Origin of the sequence: Alteromonas sp. CyTr2 (assembly GCF_947311905.1) — a bacterium.
Classification (GTDB): domain Bacteria; phylum Pseudomonadota; class Gammaproteobacteria; order Enterobacterales; family Alteromonadaceae; genus Alteromonas; species Alteromonas macleodii.
Genome location: NZ_CAMZMZ010000017.1, coordinates 54,354 through 73,671, shown reverse-complemented (window position 1 = coordinate 73,671; position 19,318 = coordinate 54,354). Strand labels below are relative to the sequence as shown.

The 19,318-nt window shown below is 46.2% G+C and carries 14 protein-coding genes; 8 read left to right on the top strand and 6 right to left on the bottom strand.

All coding sequences use genetic code 11. The features are described from left to right. The first annotated feature begins 117 nt into the window (after positions 1-117). Genes QME20_RS10920 through QME20_RS10910 form a run of 3 tightly spaced genes read left to right on the top strand, consistent with a single transcriptional unit; the run spans position 118 to position 2,487 of the window. Positions 118-555, top strand: coding sequence for a thioesterase family protein (locus QME20_RS10920; protein WP_014951416.1), 438 nt, complete (start codon positions 118-120; stop codon positions 553-555). Positions 556-558: 3 nt separating this feature from the next. Continuing rightward, positions 559-1,575, top strand: a complete 1,017-nt coding sequence (locus QME20_RS10915) for a D-2-hydroxyacid dehydrogenase (protein ID WP_281715922.1) — start codon at positions 559-561, stop codon at positions 1,573-1,575. Between the two features lie 9 nt (positions 1,576-1,584). Then, the gene (locus tag QME20_RS10910) at positions 1,585-2,487 is read left to right on the top strand and encodes an EamA family transporter (RefSeq protein ID WP_014951414.1); all 903 of its coding nucleotides are present in this window, start codon (positions 1,585-1,587) and stop codon (positions 2,485-2,487) included. Between the two features lie 16 nt (positions 2,488-2,503). Here QME20_RS10910 and QME20_RS10905 read toward each other — a convergent pair whose 3' ends face one another. Then, positions 2,504-2,779 (bottom strand): hypothetical protein, encoded by a 276-nt coding sequence (locus QME20_RS10905; protein WP_061096232.1) that lies wholly within the window; start codon positions 2,777-2,779, stop codon positions 2,504-2,506. A 210-nt stretch (positions 2,780-2,989) separates the two neighbouring features. On the opposite strand from QME20_RS10905, the gene QME20_RS10900 reads away from it, so the two are divergent. Next, the gene (locus QME20_RS10900; protein ID WP_014980752.1) at positions 2,990-3,496 is read left to right on the top strand and encodes a sigma-70 family RNA polymerase sigma factor; all 507 of its coding nucleotides are present in this window, start codon (positions 2,990-2,992) and stop codon (positions 3,494-3,496) included. Beyond that, the gene (locus QME20_RS10895) at positions 3,489-4,109 is read left to right on the top strand and encodes a hypothetical protein (protein WP_187447395.1); all 621 of its coding nucleotides are present in this window, start codon (positions 3,489-3,491) and stop codon (positions 4,107-4,109) included. Before QME20_RS10900 ends, QME20_RS10895 begins: the two co-directional genes overlap by 8 nt. A gap of 42 nt (positions 4,110-4,151) precedes the next feature. Here the strand turns inward: QME20_RS10895 and QME20_RS10890 are convergent, their stop codons facing one another. Together QME20_RS10890 and QME20_RS10885 are read right to left on the bottom strand one after the other, a co-directional pair. Beyond that, positions 4,152-8,036, bottom strand: coding sequence for a translocation/assembly module TamB domain-containing protein (locus tag QME20_RS10890; protein WP_281715921.1), 3,885 nt, complete (start codon positions 8,034-8,036; stop codon positions 4,152-4,154). Further along, the gene (locus tag QME20_RS10885; protein ID WP_168463753.1) at positions 8,033-9,871 is read right to left on the bottom strand and encodes an autotransporter assembly complex family protein; all 1,839 of its coding nucleotides are present in this window, start codon (positions 9,869-9,871) and stop codon (positions 8,033-8,035) included. The genes QME20_RS10890 and QME20_RS10885 overlap by 4 nt, the downstream gene beginning before the upstream one ends. 615 nt (positions 9,872-10,486) lie before the next feature. On the opposite strand from QME20_RS10885, the gene QME20_RS10880 reads away from it, so the two are divergent. Then, positions 10,487-12,478, top strand: coding sequence for an alpha/beta fold hydrolase (locus QME20_RS10880; RefSeq protein ID WP_168463149.1), 1,992 nt, complete (start codon positions 10,487-10,489; stop codon positions 12,476-12,478). Between the two features lie 140 nt (positions 12,479-12,618). Then, positions 12,619-13,866 carry a multidrug effflux MFS transporter gene (locus tag QME20_RS10875; protein ID WP_168463148.1) on the top strand — a complete coding sequence of 416 codons (1,248 nt, stop codon included), beginning with the start codon at positions 12,619-12,621 and terminating at the stop codon, positions 13,864-13,866. 146 nt (positions 13,867-14,012) lie between these two features. On the opposite strand, the gene ilvC is transcribed toward QME20_RS10875, so the two are convergent. Further along, the gene (gene ilvC, locus QME20_RS10870) at positions 14,013-15,491 is read right to left on the bottom strand and encodes a ketol-acid reductoisomerase (RefSeq protein WP_187447529.1); all 1,479 of its coding nucleotides are present in this window, start codon (positions 15,489-15,491) and stop codon (positions 14,013-14,015) included. Positions 15,492-15,648: 157 nt separating this feature from the next. Here ilvC and ilvY point away from each other — a divergent pair, with 157 nt between their 5' ends. Then, a complete protein-coding gene (ilvY, locus tag QME20_RS10865; RefSeq protein ID WP_156079065.1) occupies positions 15,649-16,521 on the top strand; it encodes an HTH-type transcriptional activator IlvY in 873 nt (290 codons plus the stop codon). A gap of 20 nt (positions 16,522-16,541) precedes the next feature. Here the strand turns inward: ilvY and QME20_RS10860 are convergent, their stop codons facing one another. After that, on the bottom strand, positions 16,542-18,056 hold the full coding sequence (locus QME20_RS10860; protein WP_281715920.1) for a YifB family Mg chelatase-like AAA ATPase: 1,515 nt from the start codon (positions 18,054-18,056) through the stop codon (positions 16,542-16,544). Between the two features lie 208 nt (positions 18,057-18,264). Next, the gene (locus QME20_RS10855; protein ID WP_014951393.1) at positions 18,265-18,882 is read right to left on the bottom strand and encodes a trimeric intracellular cation channel family protein; all 618 of its coding nucleotides are present in this window, start codon (positions 18,880-18,882) and stop codon (positions 18,265-18,267) included. Between the last annotated feature and the right edge of the window lie 436 nt (positions 18,883-19,318).

Below are 19,318 nucleotides of genomic sequence, written 5' to 3'. Positions count from 1 at the left end.
AAAAGAATCGCTGCAATAGACTACCGCACATTAAACATTAATTGGCGTTAGTCGTTCATCGATTTTCATTATTTGCGCCAACAACAAAGCGATACATTTATTCACTAAGGGACGATCATGACTGATATCACACCTACACTTGCCGACTACCCTTACAAAGTCACTATCGCCACGCGTTGGCAAGACAATGATGCGTACGGACATATCAACAATGTTGTGTACTATGGTTTCTTTGATACCGCGGTAAACCGTTTTTTAATTGAAGAAGGTGGGCTAGATATACACAACGGGCAATCCGTGGCGTATGTGGTAAGCAGTCAGTGTCAGTACATTGCTCCGGCAGCCTACCCTGAAGACATTTTTGTAGGCTTGCGCGTTATCAAAATTGGTAGAAGTTCAGTGACTTATGGTCTATCGGTTTATGCCGGAGAGAATAAGCGACGCGTGGCTCATGGCCAATTTGTGCATGTGTTTGTAGATAGAAAAACCGACAAGGCCATTCCTATTCCTGTTAATGTGAAAACAGCGTTAGAGTCGATTGTGGAAGTAATGTAGAGCATGGCAAAAATGACGAAACACAATGCATCACAAGCGATGAGCAACGGCAATCAAAAGCAGGTTGTCTTTCTAGACGCCGAAACCATGGATTTGCCCAGCCTTGATACCTCGTCACTAGATGACTTACAAACTAATTTCGACGCCGCGATTACGCTTCATCAACAAACTCAAGCCGAAGATGTGGCCGAGCGCATTAAAAATGCCGATGCTGTGCTGGTTAACAAAGTCGTGCTACAAGCCAAAGATTTACAGCAGGCCAGTCAGCTTCGCTATATTGGTGTAACTGCGACCGGCATGAACAATATCGACCGTGATTACTGCGAACAGGCTGGTATTACCGTTCAAAATGTAGAGGGCTATGGCACTGATAGCGTTGCTCAACATACGTTGACCTTGGCGTTGAATTTGGCCACCAATTTTGTGACGTATCAGCGCGATATGCGCAACCAAGCATGGTCTGAATCTTCTCATTTCTGCTTACTCAATCATCCCGTGGTGGAATTGGCGGGTAAGCATGCGGTAATTGTTGGGCATGGCGAGCTTGGCAAGCGTGTAGAGGCATTGTTTAAGGCTATGGGTATGCAGGTGAGTATCGCTGCTCGCCCAGGTAAACAAGACGACCCTCGTCCAAGTCTTGCATCGCTTTTACCAAATGCCGATGTGGTAAGTCTTCATTGCCCGCTTACTGAAGCCACCGATAAGCTGATTAATGCCGAGACGTTGTCGCTGATGAAGCCAACCGCTTTTCTCATTAATACGGCTCGCGGCGGTTTGATTGATGAGGAGGCACTCTATCATGCGCTTAAAAACAATCAAATTGGTGGCGCGGGATTAGATGTATTAAGTGTCGAGCCTCCGCCTGTTGATCATATATTGCTTAAAGAGGCACTACCTAACTTGCTGGTAACGCCGCATAATGCGTGGATTGGTAATGGCGCTAGGCAAAAACTGCTAGATAGTGCTATCGACCATTTATCTGCCCACTTATCTTCTTGTTTATCAGCTTCCCAGGGCTAGAACACCGCTATGAATAACGCAACCTTATTTGCTCTGTGCTGCCTGATTTGGGGCTCAACCTGGATAGCCATCACTTACCAAATAGGGCATACCTCTGAAACGTTTGCCATTGCGCTGCGTTATTTATTGGCGTCGGCCTGTTTAGGGATTTACTGTGTTATTAGGCGTTTGCCGCTTAAGCTACCGGTACATGTTCATGTGAAAATGGCCGCAGTCGGTCTCTTTTTATACAGCTTAAATTACACGCTGCTGTATATGGCGCAAGCGCACATAATTAGCGCGTTGTTAGCCCTTATGAGCTCTTGTATTATCTACATTAATGTTGTGCTTCGGCGATGGTGGCTTAAAGAGCCTATAAGAAAAGAAGTGGTTATAGGTGCTACATTTGGCTTGCTGGGCATTGTGTGTTTGTTTGTGCCGGAGTTTTCCAAAGTCTCCATGGATGCGGCGCTTGCCACCGGCCTCGCCATAGCGTTTGTCAGCTTTTTCTGCGCCTCAACAGGTAACGTTATCTCCGAGCGTATTTTGACCTCGGGTACGCCTGTTATCCAAATGAACTTCTATGCCATGAGCTATGCCATGGTGCTGCTTTTCATCACCTCACTGGCAATGCCGGGTAAGTTGGTCATTCCTACCCATACCGAGTTCTATCTGTCGCTGCTTTATCTGGCTATCTTTGGCTCTGTGTTTGCGTTTGGCGCGTACATGAAACTGTTAAAGCAAATGGGCGCTGACAAGGCTGCATATGTGGTCTTGGTATACCCCATGGTTGCACTGGTTATTTCCACCTTTTTCGAAGGCTATACCTGGAGCGTTTTATCTGTGGTTGGGGTGGTCATTGTGCTGGTAGGCAACGCCATTGCAATGGGGAAAGTTCCCCGCTTTATGCGTCGCCCACCGGTGTCGAGCTAGGAGCTGGTAAAACCGTTTATTTGAGCGCGTTGATTTTCTTATTCAGTTCGTAAGCAGGCTCGGTAACAATAGTTTCAAGGGTTTCGATTCGCGCCATCAAAGTTTCAATCTGCGCATCTTTTTCCTCTAAACGCTGCTGCTGTTTGTCGGTCACGCTTTTAACGAACGGGTTGCTGCACTCGCCGTTCATCCAGTCGTTTAGTCGCCACTGAAATTTTGCGTCTAAGTAGCTTGCCAAAAGCACAAGCGACGTCAGGCTGCCAATTAACAAAACTATACTTAACGTAGACATAATTTTTTCCTAATCCAAATTTCAAGGTTGAAGGCTTTTAGGGAAAATGCCCTAAACGCACGTTACTGCACTTACTGTTTTAACTAGTCGTTTGTTGCTTAAAAAAATTACAGCACTGACGAAAAAAGTTTGTAATAAAAATTCGTGGGGGCAGACTGATAGAAGTAACACAATAAAATAACAACAGTTTTTGTGATTAGGGATGTGACGTTGGGGCAGGGTTTTGAAGATGTTTTTGCGCAATACGGGGCAATACTGAGCCGTGTAGCCAACAGCTATGAAGCAAACGAAGCGATGCAGCAAGAATTATTGCAAGAAATTGCTATTGCCGTTTGGCAGGGGCTGTCTCGCTTTAAGGGCGATAGCAGCGTGAAAACCTATATTTTGAAGATAGCTCATAACCGCGCAGTTACTCACGTAGCAAATCAAGTGAAACGTCTCGATACCCATCAATATGACCACGATGATTTGGGCTCTGACGGGTTCGCGAGTACTACCCACTCACCAGAGGAAATGTCTAGTCAACACCAGTCATTGGAACGCCTACTTCGCGCGGTACGGGCACTTCCATTGCAGTCAAGACAAGTGCTAACGCTTTCTCTTGAAGGCTTAAGTTACGATGAAATTGCAGACGTCTGTGGTCTGACTAAAAATCATGTTGGTGTGATATTAAAGCGCGCCAAACAAAGTATCATGCAGGAGCAACCGCATGCATAATTCAGATAAAGAGAATCAAACGAACCCGCCCGTATCAGTAGACGATGCGCAAAATGATGGCCTTTCTGCGCTATGGCAAGCTCAGCCAGTTACGACTATCAACCTCTCGGAAGTAAAAGCCAGTTTAAGCAGCGAGCGAACCAAGCAACGCTGGTATATGTTGGTTGACTCCTTAGCGTTTATCCCAGCGATCTACTTGCTAGTTATTACTTGGGAAAAGTTCACTTTTGTCGCCCACGCGATGTTTGTTTTTATGCTGGTCACGGCTCTTCCCCTGCTTGTTTATCAGCTGTGGTTAAGAAGAGTGGCCGCATTTTCAAAAGACACTCAAACCGCTGACCACCTAACGCAGCTAATAAAGCAAATTAAGAATAACGTGAAGATTGCTGTAATCACTAAACACTCGACATGGACTGCAGTGTTATTTGGATGTGCCTTTCTGGTGGAGCGCTATTTTTATGGGGAGCTTACCCCAGAGAAAGTTATGAAGATGGCTATAGTTATGACGTCCATGAGCGTTGTGATGCTAGTGTGGTATGTGTGGGCGAGCAAAAGACAAAAGCGTTTTGAGCGTCAACTCGAAACGCTTGAGAAGATGGCACAGCAGCGTTAAGGGCGCATGAGTGCAAAAGTACGATGTTTTGACTTTGAGCGCTTAATTGTTATTACTTGTGCTCGGAGTGCTCACCTTATCTTTCAGATCTTGCTCTGCGCTTTCATTGGACTCGTCAGATTCACTGTCGTCTTCATCACTATCTCTACGGGTTCTGTTATCACCCAAGAAAAACTCATAATAAAGGTCTAACGCGAACTCAGATTGGTCTTCCAGTGTGGTTTGAATGGCTTCTAAATATAAACTAGGTAGAAGCTGATATTTTACCGCCAAGTCAGGCGGTAGTTGTCTGCGTCGTAGCGTGCTATTAGCGTCGTTGTTACTTAGACCAACGTCCACATTGTATTCCACAGATAATCGCTCGTTAATCTGCCCTCTTACCGACAGTAAATCTTCGTTAGTGCTTAAACTAAAATCATCAATACCTAGCGCGCTTCCCACTTGCCCTGTCAGGGTTTTGGTGTTGGATAAACCAAAACCTACCAGCAGCGCAGCGTAGTTAGGATCTTGTGTGCCCGAGTTCGGTCCAGAACCTGTGAGTAGATATGACAATACGCCCTGTTGATCCATTGCAGGCTCAGAGAACAGGTTAATACTTGGCGAGTCAGCCGCGCCATCAATTCGGATACCTGCAATTACGTCGTCATCGGTTTTAGCCGGGTCGCGGATGGCTTCGACCAGCAACAAAGGTTGGTCAATTGGGCCGTTAAATTGTACTTCACCGGTTTGAATAATTAACTGTTGTCCGTAAGCGTTGTATCGACCATTTAAAATTTGAAGGTCACCATAGCCCACAAGTGCAGGTTGAGTGTTTACGCGAATGCCACCATACAAACTTGCAGTAAGGCCAAACGCTTCGAGTTTTACTTCTTCGGTTTTGTTTTTGTCGATGTTTACCAATACCGAAGCGTGGACGATATCTAGCGGTTCCTCTCTATCCGGTTCGCCACGCAGGTGCACGTCTTTTGATGGGGAAACAGCACTCTCAGGTAGCGACTCTATTTCAATTCTCGCCCAAGGAATATTTACCTCGCCACTCACGTCCACTTTTTCTTTTGTGGCGGCGATATCGATATTCGGTGATACCTTGAGTCGAATGTTTGGCTGACGAATTTCGAAACCGTTTCCCTTTAAATTAAATGTCGCACTGGGGTTGGATGACCAGTCTAACTCGCCTTTTAACGCCCCTTTTCCTCCGCCTAGTAAGAAGGTGCCGTCTAGTGCAGCGGTTTGACCATTAAGCGATACTTTTTGATTCCAATCGGCCAGTGTCACAGGCGTATCTTGTATATCGATAGCGCCATTTGAAACCGTCAATTCACCGTTAAGCGTAGGGTCGTCAATGTAACCACTTAACGATACGTTCCCATTTAACTTTCCTGTAAGGGTTCTGATAGCAGGGGAAAGGGGTTTGAATGGTGCAACATTAAGCCCTTGCATCTCTAGTTTACCATCGAGTGGTATACGCGATTCGAAAGGACGGGTATTCAAGGTTAGTGTTGCATCCCCGACATCTTGGCTTGAGATCACAGACGTTGATGCTAACTGCCCCTGCTTTATCTCTCCTTTAGTTTCTATGGAGTTAATAGTGAGCGTTAGCGGGCGCGTTTCACCAAGTTGCCATGGCGCAGAACTCATAGACGCAGTAAATGTAGCATCGATTGGGTCGTTAGCTGAGTAGCTGCCTTTGGTTTTTACGGTAAGTGTTGCTTGTGAGGGGCTTGAAACAACAGTAGGCGCTAACTCGTTCGCCCACAACCCGATGGGCAGCGCCGTCGCGCTGATATCCCAACTGGCTTTGTTTTGTTGATAATTCACGTTTGAAATACACAGCTCACCTTCTTTTCGAGAGGTCCAACAGTGCTGACCTATTTTAGCCGTTATAGGTGTGGTGCCTATATCTACACTGAACGGGCTTGATAGCGTCCACTGCATATTAGCGAGCTTCAATGCGGTATCACTAATTTCTCCCACCCAGTGATTGTTAGTCCATGCACCTTTTAAAGACAGCCCAATATTATTGTTGGGCACAGCTAGGTCAATATCTGCGGTGTGGTCGCGATAGGTACCGCTAACTTTGATTTCGCCGTTCAATGGTCCTTGCTGCGCGGCAGAGGCATTTAAACTGGGTGACACAGCGATATTAGATAGGGCGAGTGTGCCGTTAGCACTTGGATTTTGCCAAGGACCGGCGGCTGTGATATTGCCACTTACCGCACCTGTCACTTCTGGGTATAGGCTTGAAATAGCGTTAACGTTTATCGCAATATTTGCATTTAAATGACGCTTATTCAGTACCTGAGCAATGGCGCGTATCGTGTTTCGCTCTTGCTCGTGTTCTTGAATGATATTGACGTTAGTAACGAATAAGTCGCTGGGGCCAGCATAAACCGCATTCCCCTTCACCTGAAGCGGTTTGCCCTGAAGTACACCCGAGACAGTCATATCTCTTAGGCTCATGTGTAATCCGCCGCGCTCAGAGTATTGCAATATACTGTCTATTTCTCCGCTAATTTTTTCAGGCGCATAAGTGCTGAATTGCCGCCCTGATACATTCTTAAGCGTTGTCTTACCTTCCCACGCGATACTTTCATTTAGATAAAGGGTACCAGTGTTGGTTAAGCTCCCATCCAAAGCGTTTATATTGGCTTCATTAACAAAAATATTGTTCTTTTTCAGCACCACATCAAGTGATACTGGTACATTGCCAATGTCAGGCAATGTAGCTGCGCCTGCTCCTTTAAGTACGTAATCACCCATGGTGCCGGAAAGCGTTAACTGTCCTTCTTTGAGCGTAGTGTTTTCCAGTGTCGGTATGGCTTGTTTTTGCCAGTTCGCAGTGAATTCTATGGGAAGGTTACTGTCTAGAATGTTGGCCATTAGGTTAGCGTTTGCGGTTACCGCGCCTCTGGCAACAACTGACAGCGTTAAATCGTCCAACGCACCCGCGGCCGCTACACTCAGTTCTTGTGGTGTGTCACCAAGCTTCGTTTTCGCGTTAATAGCCACATTTAATGGGAAGTTTCCGTCAAGTGTTGCGCTCGCTTTTCCTTTCACCTCACCTTGTTCATGTACAACGGTCATTTCTTCAATAGCGACATCGCTGCCCTTAAAGTGAGCCTCTAACAGCGAGATGAGTGAAATCTGTTGTTTGCTCTCCCCTTGAATTATGTGTAGATCTTCTACTAAAAAAGTACCAAGAGACAAAGGAATAGGGGTAGCTATATTTGGTAGTTCGGGGACGTCGTAGCTTAGTGAGTATGACGTAGGCAAAGCGCTATCAGCACTTGGAGCCTGTTCTTTTTTGGAAGCAGGTTTTTGAGCAGGTTGCTCACCATTAGTTTCCGATGCATTGGTCATGGCTGCCGGTGAAGAGCTGGCAGCTTCATCTTGGTTTAGCAGAGCAATGCGAACACCTTTCGCGGCTATGCTGTCAAGTATGAGGTCGCTATTTCCTTCAAAATCGGTTAGCTCTAGTTCATCAATTTCTACTGTTGTCGTAAGTAGAGCAAGTTTGATATTCGTTAGCGCTAAATACCCAACATCAATAGGCAGCGGTAATTCAATCTGGCCACCTGCAGGTGCATCATCGGAAGAGTCAGGCGCGTTTGAGCGCTGTGTAAGCGTAGCGTTTTCCAGCGTAACTTCATTGACACATACTCTAGGCTCAAACAAACAACGCCAGGTAATATCAATGTAGGCATATTGTGCAGACACCTTCCATTGCGGGTTTTCCCACTCCACATTATGCACTTCTAGTGTGTCAGCAAACCCACCGTCAATGGCATCGATGGAGAGGTTTTCGACAAACGTGTTGGCCAGTAACTTAACGGTAGGGCCGCCTAAGGGACTTATCAAAACGGCATACAACGCGACCAGTATAAGAACCGGTGAAAGTAAAATAGCCGAAAGCGTACGTTTTCTCATAGCTCAGGCCCCAACAAAATATGTAACTGCCATGTATTCTCGTCTGGCGCAAAGCCTCTTGCCACGTAAAGTCTGACTGGACCTATTGGTGAAAGCCAATGTACACCAGGCCCAACGCTATATGTCAGCGTTGTGCTGGTGTCGTTTGTTGCTGTACCTGCATCGACAAACGCTGCCACTCTCCAATTATCTGCCACTTGATAGGCATACTCTACACTCGATGTAGCAAGGTACTTCCCTCCAATAGAGTCAACAATGAGTTCTCCTGTTTCTGGATCAATGACTTCAGCTGTCGGAGAAATTTCGCGATAGTCGAAGCCGCGAACACTTTTATCGCCCCCTGCATAAAAACGCAACGACGTTGGCACCTCATCAAAACTATTGGTTTTAATAACCCCAGCTTCACCGCGTATGGTTATTCTGTGCACATTGTTAAAGGTACGGATAAGCGTGGCTTCAACTACTGCCTTGGCAAAATCGATATCAGAACCATAACCTTCTCTGCCTATTTGAGTGAGCATTTGAAGGTAGGTACCATTATTAATGTTGAGCTCACTGTCTTTATCGCGATAGGTTAACGAGTACCCGGGTAATACTAGGGACGTGGTGTTTGTGCTCAATTCCCCTTGATCATAAGTTTCACGTAGATAGGTCACCGAGCCATCGTGTTGCCATGGTGAATTGTCATGTTGCCAGTAACGGTGTGCAGACAAAGATAGGGTTTCACTCTCAAAGGAAGTGTTGCTGTACTCTATAAATTGGTAACCCGCCTCTATACTCGCGTAATCCCGCGTTATGTTTCTCATCGGTATACGGTAGTCGGCAGTCACTGATTGTTCTGGCGCTGAAATGAAAATATCAGATGAAACAGAGTGCCCTTTACTATTCACCCAAGGACGCTCCCATCCTAAGCGAACCCGTGGGCCCGTGTCAGTGGCTGCGCCAACAGAAACGTTAAATGCGTCTGTGGGTCTGTGAAGTAACGATACCTCAACCGGTACCAGCAAACCATCAGCCTCACTTACAACCGGGCGTGCAATAACGCGGGTAAAATACCCAGACTGATTAAGGCTTCTGTTGAAATCGGCAAGTGTTGCTGAAGAGTACGCATCGCCTGTTTTAAACGGCTTTAGCCGCTCAATGATGGCTTTCGCCTTGTCATCGCCAATAAATTTTAGCTCTCCAAATTGGTACTGGGGCCCGCTTTGCGCAATCAAAAGTACGTTTGCTTGTTTTTCGTCACGCACTAGGTCGAGACGCGTCGCCTGCCAAAAATAATCAAAATAGCCATTAGATAAGGCGTAGTTAAACATGGACGACTTAAACGACTCGTAAATGGTTTGGTTTAACACGTCGCCTTCTTTAAGCTTTAGTGAATTAAAACGTTCTCTGAAAGCCTTATCTTCACGTCCTGCACCTATTATTTCGCGAGTAACCTTATTTATGGTAAGCGGCGCATTCAAAGCAACATTCACTGTAACCTTGTCGCCCTCTTCAATACTTACCTTGGTCTCGCTGTTGTAATAACCATAAGGTTGAACCGCTGTCGCTACCGTTTCACCCACTTCATCTTGCCAGTAAGGGTCAGTAAGCAACGATTTTTCCACGTCAAGACTGTTTAAATGCAGGCGGATATTATTACGCAGTTTGTCGTCTTCTACGCCCTGAATGTTATAGGAAATAGGGTCTTGGGCATGTGAAAAAGTAAAGAGAGCACACGCTAGCGTGCACAATGTACTGCCCACCAAAACTCGGACTGCTTTGGTGATTCTGAACATAAATTGTCGGAAAAGATGGTCTTGCAAACTGGCAAGCCCGCTCCAAATCGAAGGCATGAAAAGGCTAAGTCCTTAAGGTAACGCTGGGCTGTGAAGCTTACCGCTTGATGGTAAAATCCATATTATGTCTGTGGTTAATGATACCACATCTGCAATTTGTATCCGCAAACTACGACGAGAGATCAAATAATTGCGCTGACGTCGGTAAATAATACCAATCCGCATAGATAATTGCCCACTCAGAAGGCGCTGGCAAGTTTCCTAGCAAAGCGTGGGAATGCAGGAATGGCTGTTCCCTTTCAAATTCCCAGAATGAAGCTAGGAAGCTTGCCAGACCTTCCCGAAGGGCGAGTTTAAAATGTCCGTACTCTTTGTTGTGTCACCTTGATGTAGACCAATACCTGCGGTAACACGCCGCGATTACGAACATTTTAACTCTCGCTGAGTGGGTAATGATCTATGCGGATTGGTATAGCATGCATTCAACGTATTTTCCTGACTAGAATGCTCTTCTTCAGAACATATCTGGCACATCCACTCACTGAACATAGAGCCTAGTATTGCTTTGTTTTTGTACATATGGGCATGAGTGAGTATACTCTGCGTAACTTAACTTCGAGTTTTTTGCCTAAGCTAAGTTCCACTAACAATAAAAAACAACAAGGGAATGTTATGTCTTCTAATAAGGCTCTCTTACCTACGACACTAGTTACTTTGCTACTGTTGGTTTGCTCTTTCTCCACACTGGGCGCAGATCAAACTAAGGCAGAACCCGAGTACGAAAAATTCAGTTCTTTGCCAACTTATTGGACTCCGTCGCTGTCACCCGATGGCTCAAAAATCGCTTTTGTTCAAAACGTTGAGCAAGAAGAAGCGTTTGCCATGCTTGCCACTTACGACTTAAAAAAGGGTGAAAAGCACTACCTACTGCGATCGGACAATGAACGCGTAAAAATTAACTGGTACAACTGGGTGAACAATGAACGGCTGGTGGTTAGCGCTCGTTACGAAACCCGACGTGGCACCACGAAAGTTCATGACACACGGTTGTTAAGCATTAAGTTTGACGGTGAAGGCGGTGCATTCAACTTGGTTGAATGGGAGAGAATAAAGCGTCGAGCAGGTAACCCGAACCACATTCCTCAATTTCACGATGACGTTATCGACTGGCTGCCTGACGATCCAGAACATATTCTAATTGCCTTAGACGCTGAGGTGTTGGGGCTGCCGTCGGTTTACAAAATCAATGTTAATGATGGTGGCGTAAGTCGCATTATTCGCGGGAAAAAACGCATTAGAGATTGGATGACGGACCAACAAAATAACGTTCGTATAGGTGTTTCGCTTGATTACGATACAGGGGAGCGAGAAGTCTTTCTAAAAGAAGGAGACGATTGGCGCACCTTATTTGCTTACAACGCTATGTCTGACAAGGGTGAATACCCAGTTGGCTTTGCAAAAGACCCAAATATTCTTTATTTCAAAGGTTATAAAGGAGACTTCCGTGCATTGTACACCTTGAACCTTACTACTAATGAGCGAACAGAGGTGTATGCTGATGAAGGGTACGATGTTAATGGTAGCCTTATCTATTCACCGGTTACCCGAGATGCAATAGGAGTACGCCATGACGGTCGACATTATTGGGATGAACGTTACGTCGCTCTTCAAAATGGTATCGATGCTGGTCTTCCTGATTACGACAATACCTTAGTGAGCTTTAGCGACGACGAACAAACATATATTGTTTATTCAGAGTCTGACACCTTACCAGGAGTTTATTTGCTGGGTGACCGTAAAGAAGGCACGTTAGTGATGCTTTTTGAGCAATATGCTCAAATAGACCCGGCAAAATTATCTGAGCATACGTTAATTGAATATGAAGCCAGAGATGGCATCAAAATCGAAGCGTATTTGACTTTACCAAAAGGTGAAGGCCCGTTTCCTACCATTATTCATCCCCACGGTGGCCCCGGAGCAAGAAATTTCAGTGGTTTCGACTATTGGACAGCGTATTTTACATCGAAAGGTTATGCAGTACTAAGGCCTAACTTTAGAGGTTCTAGAGGGTATGGGTACAGCTTTGCGCAAAGCCAAATGAAAGGTTGGGGCTTGGCTATGCAAGATGATATCACCGATGCGGCAAACTGGATGGTAGAACAGGGGCACGCTGAGCAAGACAACATGTGTATTGTGGGCGCTAGCTATGGCGGTTACGCCGCCCTGATGGCAACAGTTAAAACCCCGGATCTGTTTAAGTGTGCGGTGAGCTTTGCTGGCGTAAGTTCACTTAAACACGTCATTATTCATTCTCGCCGTTTCCTGAACAACGAATTTGTGAAAAACCAAATTGGGGATGATTATGACGACCTTGAAGCGCGCTCGCCTTACTACAATGCGAAAGGAATAAAGACGCCAATTTTGCTGGTACATGGAGAGGAAGATAGAGTTGTCCCTCCACTTCATAGTCGCTACATGGCTGACGAGTTAGATGATTACGACAAGGTCTACAAATATGTAGAGCTTGAAAGTGGCGACCACAATTTGTCTATTCAGCGAAATCGTCATATTTTCTTTAAGGAAATGGATGCATTTTTAGACCAACACCTTAGGCCAGCGAGTAAAGCGAGTGCTGCAACGGCAAACGTTTCAGCTTCCGAGTAACACCCGTTAAATGCACCAGTATTTACGACAAGATTTTGCTTGGCTGGCGGCTTTTTAACCAAGTTTCAGGTATACTCAACAAGGCGCGTTAATTTCGCGCCTTTTTAATTTCCCCCACTTTATTTCATATTCGAGACTTTATGCCCCAGACTTCTAATGGCGTATCTGAGGATACTGCAGTTGTGCAAAAGCCAGCGCTTGGCCTTGTTGAATTTGTTGCGCTAATGGCTACGATGACATCCCTTGTCGCGTTGAGCATTGACGCTATGCTGCCTGCGTTGATTCAAATTGGCGAGTCACTACAGGTCGCCGAGGCGCATCAAACCCACTTAATCGTTACCGTGTTCTTTTTAGGCATGGCACTGGGTCAAATGTTCTTTGGGCCTTTTTCCGATAGCCGCGGCCGTCGCCTAACTATATTAGTGGGCCTGTGTATTTTCGCCTTAGGTACATTTGTTTGCATGATGGCCACCAATTTGGAGACCATGCTGGTAGGTCGCGTTATTCAAGCATTTGGGGTGTCTGGGCCACGAATAGCCTCTATGGCAATTATTCGCGACCTTTACGTTGGCGATGCGATGGCAAAAGTCATGTCGTTTATCATGATGGTGTTTATATTAGTGCCTATGTTGGCGCCTATTATTGGGCAAACGGTGATGGAGTTGACCTCATGGTTCCATATTTTCACTATGTTTCTCATTGTGGCTACCATGGCCGGCATTTGGTTTTTTTCTCGTCAAGGGGAAACCCTGCCAAGAGCAAGGCGTAAAAAGTTTTCATGGGCGCAGTTTTTTGCATCGTCAAAGTTCATTCTCACTAACCCAGCAGTGATGGGTTACACCTTTGCCATGGGCTGTATTTTTGGGGCATTCCTGGCGTATTTAAGTGCTTCGCAAACCATATTTACTGTGTTTTACAACGTAGGTGAATGGTTTCCCTACATCTTTGCAACGCTTGCTTTTTCAATTGGTCTCGCCTCTTACTTTAACGGCAAAATGGTAATGCGTTTTGGGATGCGCAAGCTTTGTCGTTTTGCACTTAAAGGGGTTAACGGGTTTGCCGTTGTGTATTTAGTGTTACTGTTGGCGTACGACGGCTTGCCGCCTTTAATTCCTACGGTTGCGGTTATGTTTGTAGGCTTTTTCTTTGTGGGCATACTGTTTGGTAACTTAAACGCCATGGCGATGCAGCCGCTTGGCGATATGGCAGGTTTAGGCGCGGCCATAATTGGCTCATTTTCTAGCCTTTTCTCGGTGCCTGTTGCACTGTTAGTCGACAGTTTCTTAAATGGAAATTTAATGCCTATCGGCTGGGGATTTCTCGTCTTTTTTGCTTTGTCTTACGTATCCGTACGCTATGCTGAGCGCGTTCGTGAAGGTTCTATTTAGAAGGTGTATCGGCGTGTCGCAGTGGTCAGTTGCGTAAGAAAGATACTTATTAGCAGGCTTACGGACATAAAAAAGCCCGACCAAAACGGTCGGGCAAGAGGGCTTAGTTAAGCACCTAACGACAGAAACTGTCCTAACCTCTGCTCTTACACTACTATGGCCTTCATGTCAGTCATGTAGCCACGTAAGGTCTTACCTACCGATTCCACACCGTGTGAGCGGATGGCTTCGTTAATTTCAACAAGGCGTTTGTTCTCTACCTGATTAGAAGTAGCGGCTAAACCCTTACCGATAACGCTGGTATCAATGGTAGGCATAAATTTCTCACGCAAAATTGGAATTGCTGCGTTAGCAAACAAATAGTTTCCGTATTCTGCTGTGTCTGAAATAACCACGTTCATTTCATACAAACGCTTACGTGCGATTGTGTTAGAAATAAGCGGTGTTTCATGCAGTGATTCATAGTACGCAGACTCAGGTAAAATACCGGCTTCAACCATTACGTCGAACGCAACTTCAACACCACACTTGATCATGGCAACCAGTAAGATGCCGTGGTCAAAGAATTCTTGTTCACTGATTTCACCTTCATAAGCCGGTGCGTTTTCAAACGCGGTTTCACCGGTTTCTTCACGCCACTTAAGCAGGTTCGCATCGCCATTGGCCCAATCTTCCATCATGGTGCGAGAGAACTCACCGCTGATGATGTCGTCTTGGTGCTTTTCAAATAGCGGACGAAGTAAATCAGTTAACTGCTCAGAAAGCTCAAACGCTTTCACTTTTGCAGGGTTTGATAGACGGTCCATCATGTTAGTCACACCGCCAATCTTAAGTGCTTCAGTAATAGCTTCTAGGCCGTACTGAATAAGTGCACCTGCGTATCCTGGCTCGATACCGTCATCAACCATTTTTTCAAACGCAAGTACCGCTGCAACTTGTTGCATACCACACAAAATGGTCTGCTCGCCCATGAGGTCAGATTTAACTTCAGCCACAAATGATGACTCAAGTACACCTGCGCGGTCACCGCCCGTTGCACTTGCAAGTGCTTTGGCTTGATCCCAACCTTTACCTTCAGGGTCGTTTTCTGGGTGTACAGCAATCAGAGTTGGTACACCGAAGCCACGCTTATATTCTTCACGTACTTCAGAACCCGGGCTTTTCGGCGCACACATGATTACTGTGATATCGCTACGAATTTGCTGCCCTTCTTCAACGATATTGAAACCGTGAGAGTAACCTAGCGTTGCACCTTCTTTCATAAGCGGCATAACGGCTTCGACTACGCTAGCGTGCTGCTTATCAGGTGTTAAGTTATAAACTACGTCTGCTTCTGGAATGAGCTGTTGGTAAGTACCAACGGTAAATCCGTTACTGGTTGCGCGCTTATATGAGTCGCGTTGCTCATCAATGGCTGCTTGACGCAGCGCATAAGAAACATCTAACCCTGAGTCACGCATATTCAAGCCTTGGTTAAGGCCCTGCGCGCCGCAGCCTACAATGACAATTTTCTTGCCTTTTAAGAACTGACAACCGTCAGCGAATTCATCGCGTGCCATGAAACGGCAGCGGCCAAGCTGATCTAACTGCTGGCGAAGTGACAGGGTGTTGAAATAATTAGCCATAAAAATTTCCGAACAACATTCATTTTTGTCAATATCAAACACCGACCTTGGTGTTGACAGACCTCGTCTATGACGACTTGATATTGAGACTAAAAGATTTCTTTTGTTTTGGAAAATGATATATTTGCAAGATAATATTGCATAAAGTGAAATGTTTATGGATTTTCGCAGTCTACAGCTGTTCAATCACCTAGCTACCAGCCTACATTTTGGCATTACCGCCGAGGCCATGTATGTGTCGCCTTCTACGTTAAGCCGGGTTATTCAGCGCCTTGAGGACGAGTTAGGCTGCACGTTGTTTAAACGTGATAATCGCAAAGTGGCGCTAACCCACAGTGGGCACAAGCTGCTGTCTTTTTCAAAGCAAGCGCTGAAAGATTGGCAGCAGCTAAAGGTCGACTTAAAAGAAGATAACGACGCATTGCAGGGAGAGCTCAGCGTATTTTGCTCGGTTACCGCTAGTCAAAGCCACTTACCCGCTATGCTTAGACAGTTCAGGCAACAGCACCCGGGTGTTGATATACGCCTAATTACCGGCGATCCTGCCCTTGCGATAGAAAAAGTGAAAGGCAAACAGTGCGACTTATCTATTGCTATCTACACCCCTGATATGCCGACAGATTTACATTTCACCGCGCTTGATAATGTACCTTTGGTACTTATTGCCCCAAGAGAGTGGCGACTTACTCAACTAAGCCAGTTGGACTGGACCAAGCATCAGGTGATTATGCCCGAAACTGGCCCAACCCGTCGTACTGCCTATCACTGGTTTGCTGAGCATGGCATTCGTCCAAATGTGTATGCTTATGTCGGCGGTAACGAGGCCATCGTGAGCATGGTGGCACTTGAATGTGGCGTGGGATTTGTGCCTAAAGTGGTACTTGATCACTCCAGTATGGCCAATGCTGTAACCCAAATACCTGTTGAAGATATTGAGCCTTATGCTTTAGGTTTGTGCTGCTTGCAGGATAAGCAAAACGAGCCGCTTATTAACGCCTTTATGCAGCTTAATTTGCAAGCGCGAGGCTAAGTTTAAGGCATAGCTGATGCTCAGCTAGCGCTCAACTGTTTAATAAGGTTATCGAGGGCGCGATAGCCCAATGCTTCTGCAATGTGCGCCCGCGATACAGCGTTCTGCTCTTCAAGGTCAGCAATGGTTCTTGCCACTTTTAACGTGCGATGAAACACCCGCATAGACAAATTAAGCTGTTTAGCAGCGGCTTGTAAAAACTGCAAGTCAGCGTCATCTAGCAAGCATATATCGGCAAGCTCACCTGCGTGCAGCGCACCATTTGGCTTACCTTGCCGTAGCCCTTGTTTGTGACGAGCTGCAATGACTCGCTCTCGCGTTGCGTGTAACGAGTCGTCAGGTCTATTGGCACGCTCTGGCAGGTCGTAGTCAGGTAGGCGCGGCACTTCGACTTGTATATCAATTCTATCAAGCAGTGGTCCCGATAACCGGTTCAAGTAGTTGAGCTGTTGCTGCGGGGTTAGTCGGTTATCATCAATATCACCCGTCGGGCTTGGGTTCATCGCCGCTACTAGTTGAAAGTTGGCGGGGTATGTGGCGCTTCCTGAAGCACGAGACAAATGCACGTCGCCGGTTTCAAGTGGCTCGCGCAATACATCCAGTGCCTTTCGCCCAAATTCAGGCAGTTCGTCTAGAAACAAAATACCATTATGAGCCAGCGATATTTCACCCGGTACAGGGTTTGAGCCACCGCCAGTAAGCGCCACCGCAGAGCTAGTATGATGGGGCGAGCGGAGGTGGCGAGTTAGAAAACGCTCTGCATGCAGTTTTTCGCCTTTCACAGAGTGAATGGCAGCCACTTCCAACGCTTCTTCCTCGCTCATATCGGGTAATAGCGATAGCATTCGGCTGGCGAGTAAACTTTTGCCTGTGCCTGGAGGGCCAACCATCAAAAGATTATGTGCACCACTTGCCGCGATAATAAGCGCTCGTTTGGCCTGCTCTTGGCCGATAATGTCATCCCACCCTGTTAAGGTTTTGTTAGGCGCCCGTGAGGTAAACGGCTGGCCTTTGACGAGTTTTTTGTTGCCGGTAAGGTGTTCATAAACAGACAGTAAATCGAAAGCGGGATAGCGCGTTGCGTGAGAAACCAATGCAGCCTCTACGTCATTATCCCCCGGATATACGAGCGCAATATCTTCATTTGCGGCTGCCATGACAACAGGAATAAGCCCGTTAACCGGCTTTATTTCACCGTTTAATGCAAGCTCGCCCACAAAGGCAATGTTAAGTAGGCTAATGTCTGAGATGTAGCCCGACGCAGCTAAAATGCCTACGGCAATGGGAAGGTCGAACCGCCCGCCAAACTTGGGAATATCTGCTGGCGCTAAATTGACGGTTATTCGTTTTGCGGGAAACTCAAAACCACTGTTTATCAGGGCGCTGCGTACTCTTTCTCGCGCTTCTTTAACGCTGGTTTCTGCCATGCCGACCAGTTGAAAAGCAGGTAAACCATTAGCTAGGTGAATCTCTACACTTACCTCTGGCGCTGCCACGCCCTGCCCTGCAAAGGTTTTAAGAACAGCCATTCCCATAATCTAAACAACCTCCTCTCGCTGAATACTTATGATTCGTGGTTATGAAACGCAAACGTGTCAGCGCGGTAAAAATGTAAGCCAACGCAGTCGGCGTAAACTTTAGAGAGAGTCGGGATAAGATGTAACTGTACTAACGATGGGATCTACTGAGAGTGCATAAAACGCTTGGCATGTAATGATCCTGCTCAGCAAACTTAGGCTAGTGCTAGTGGTGGTCGTTGTAGAAAACGGGCAGCTGCCAATGCCAGCGCATGGCGCCAAGCCTAAACAGTACGGTTGTGACAAGGGCCGCAATACCACACCACTGTGTGGCGAGTTCCATTTGCATGCCTATTCCATAAACCACGCCCCCTGCAATACAGGTCATGGCATACAGTTCGCCGTTGAGTACCAGCGGTACCTCTCGGCAAATAACGTCCCGTAACAGACCGCCAAACACGCCGGTAATGGTGCCCATGGCAACCGCCACGGCCATGCCTGTGTCGTTTGCCAAGGCTTTCTCTATGCCTACTACGTTAAACAGCGCCAGCCCGAAAGCATCGGCAATTAATAAATAGTGAAAAGGAAAGCGTGGACTAATACGCAGCCAGATAATGGGTATAAAGGCGGCTATCAGTGTGGTGTATAAATAATCGGTATCGGCAATCCAGAAGACCGGGACATCTAACATGACATCACGCAGTGTTCCGCCGCCAATGGCGGTTGCGCTGGCAAGCACGACCACGCCAAATCCATCCATACGCTTTTGATAGGCCATCAGGGTGCCGGAAATTGCGCACACTGCAACCCCCGCTAAGTTTAACCAATGAAACCAATCAAACATCTTCTTGTACCCTTTTACTACCCTTAAAAACTCGCCATTCCTACCGCAAAATACTTGATCAGGCCTTATGTTTCATGCTATTTCTTTGCCCAATATCGAAACGTACTGTTGAGATTACGGTTCGTGATATTGAGTGATGAGGTAAAGCCATAACCTCTAACGAACAACATTTCATAATTACAATGCCAATGGATATAGGTATTGTATGTCAAATATATCATATAAAACAAAGCGCTACTGATGTGTTAGCAGTTAGGCTTTGTTGCTCCTCGCTTTGAACGACCTTAGATGATGTGTTACATCACCAGTATGACATGCAATTTTGAGTAAAACAGCGCGTATTGGAAGTTGAGCCAAAGCATTACTGGTTTACCACTGTTTTTTAGTTTCACAAAAAGGTCTAGCGCCTAAACCTAGAACCTTAAATTAACGGGAA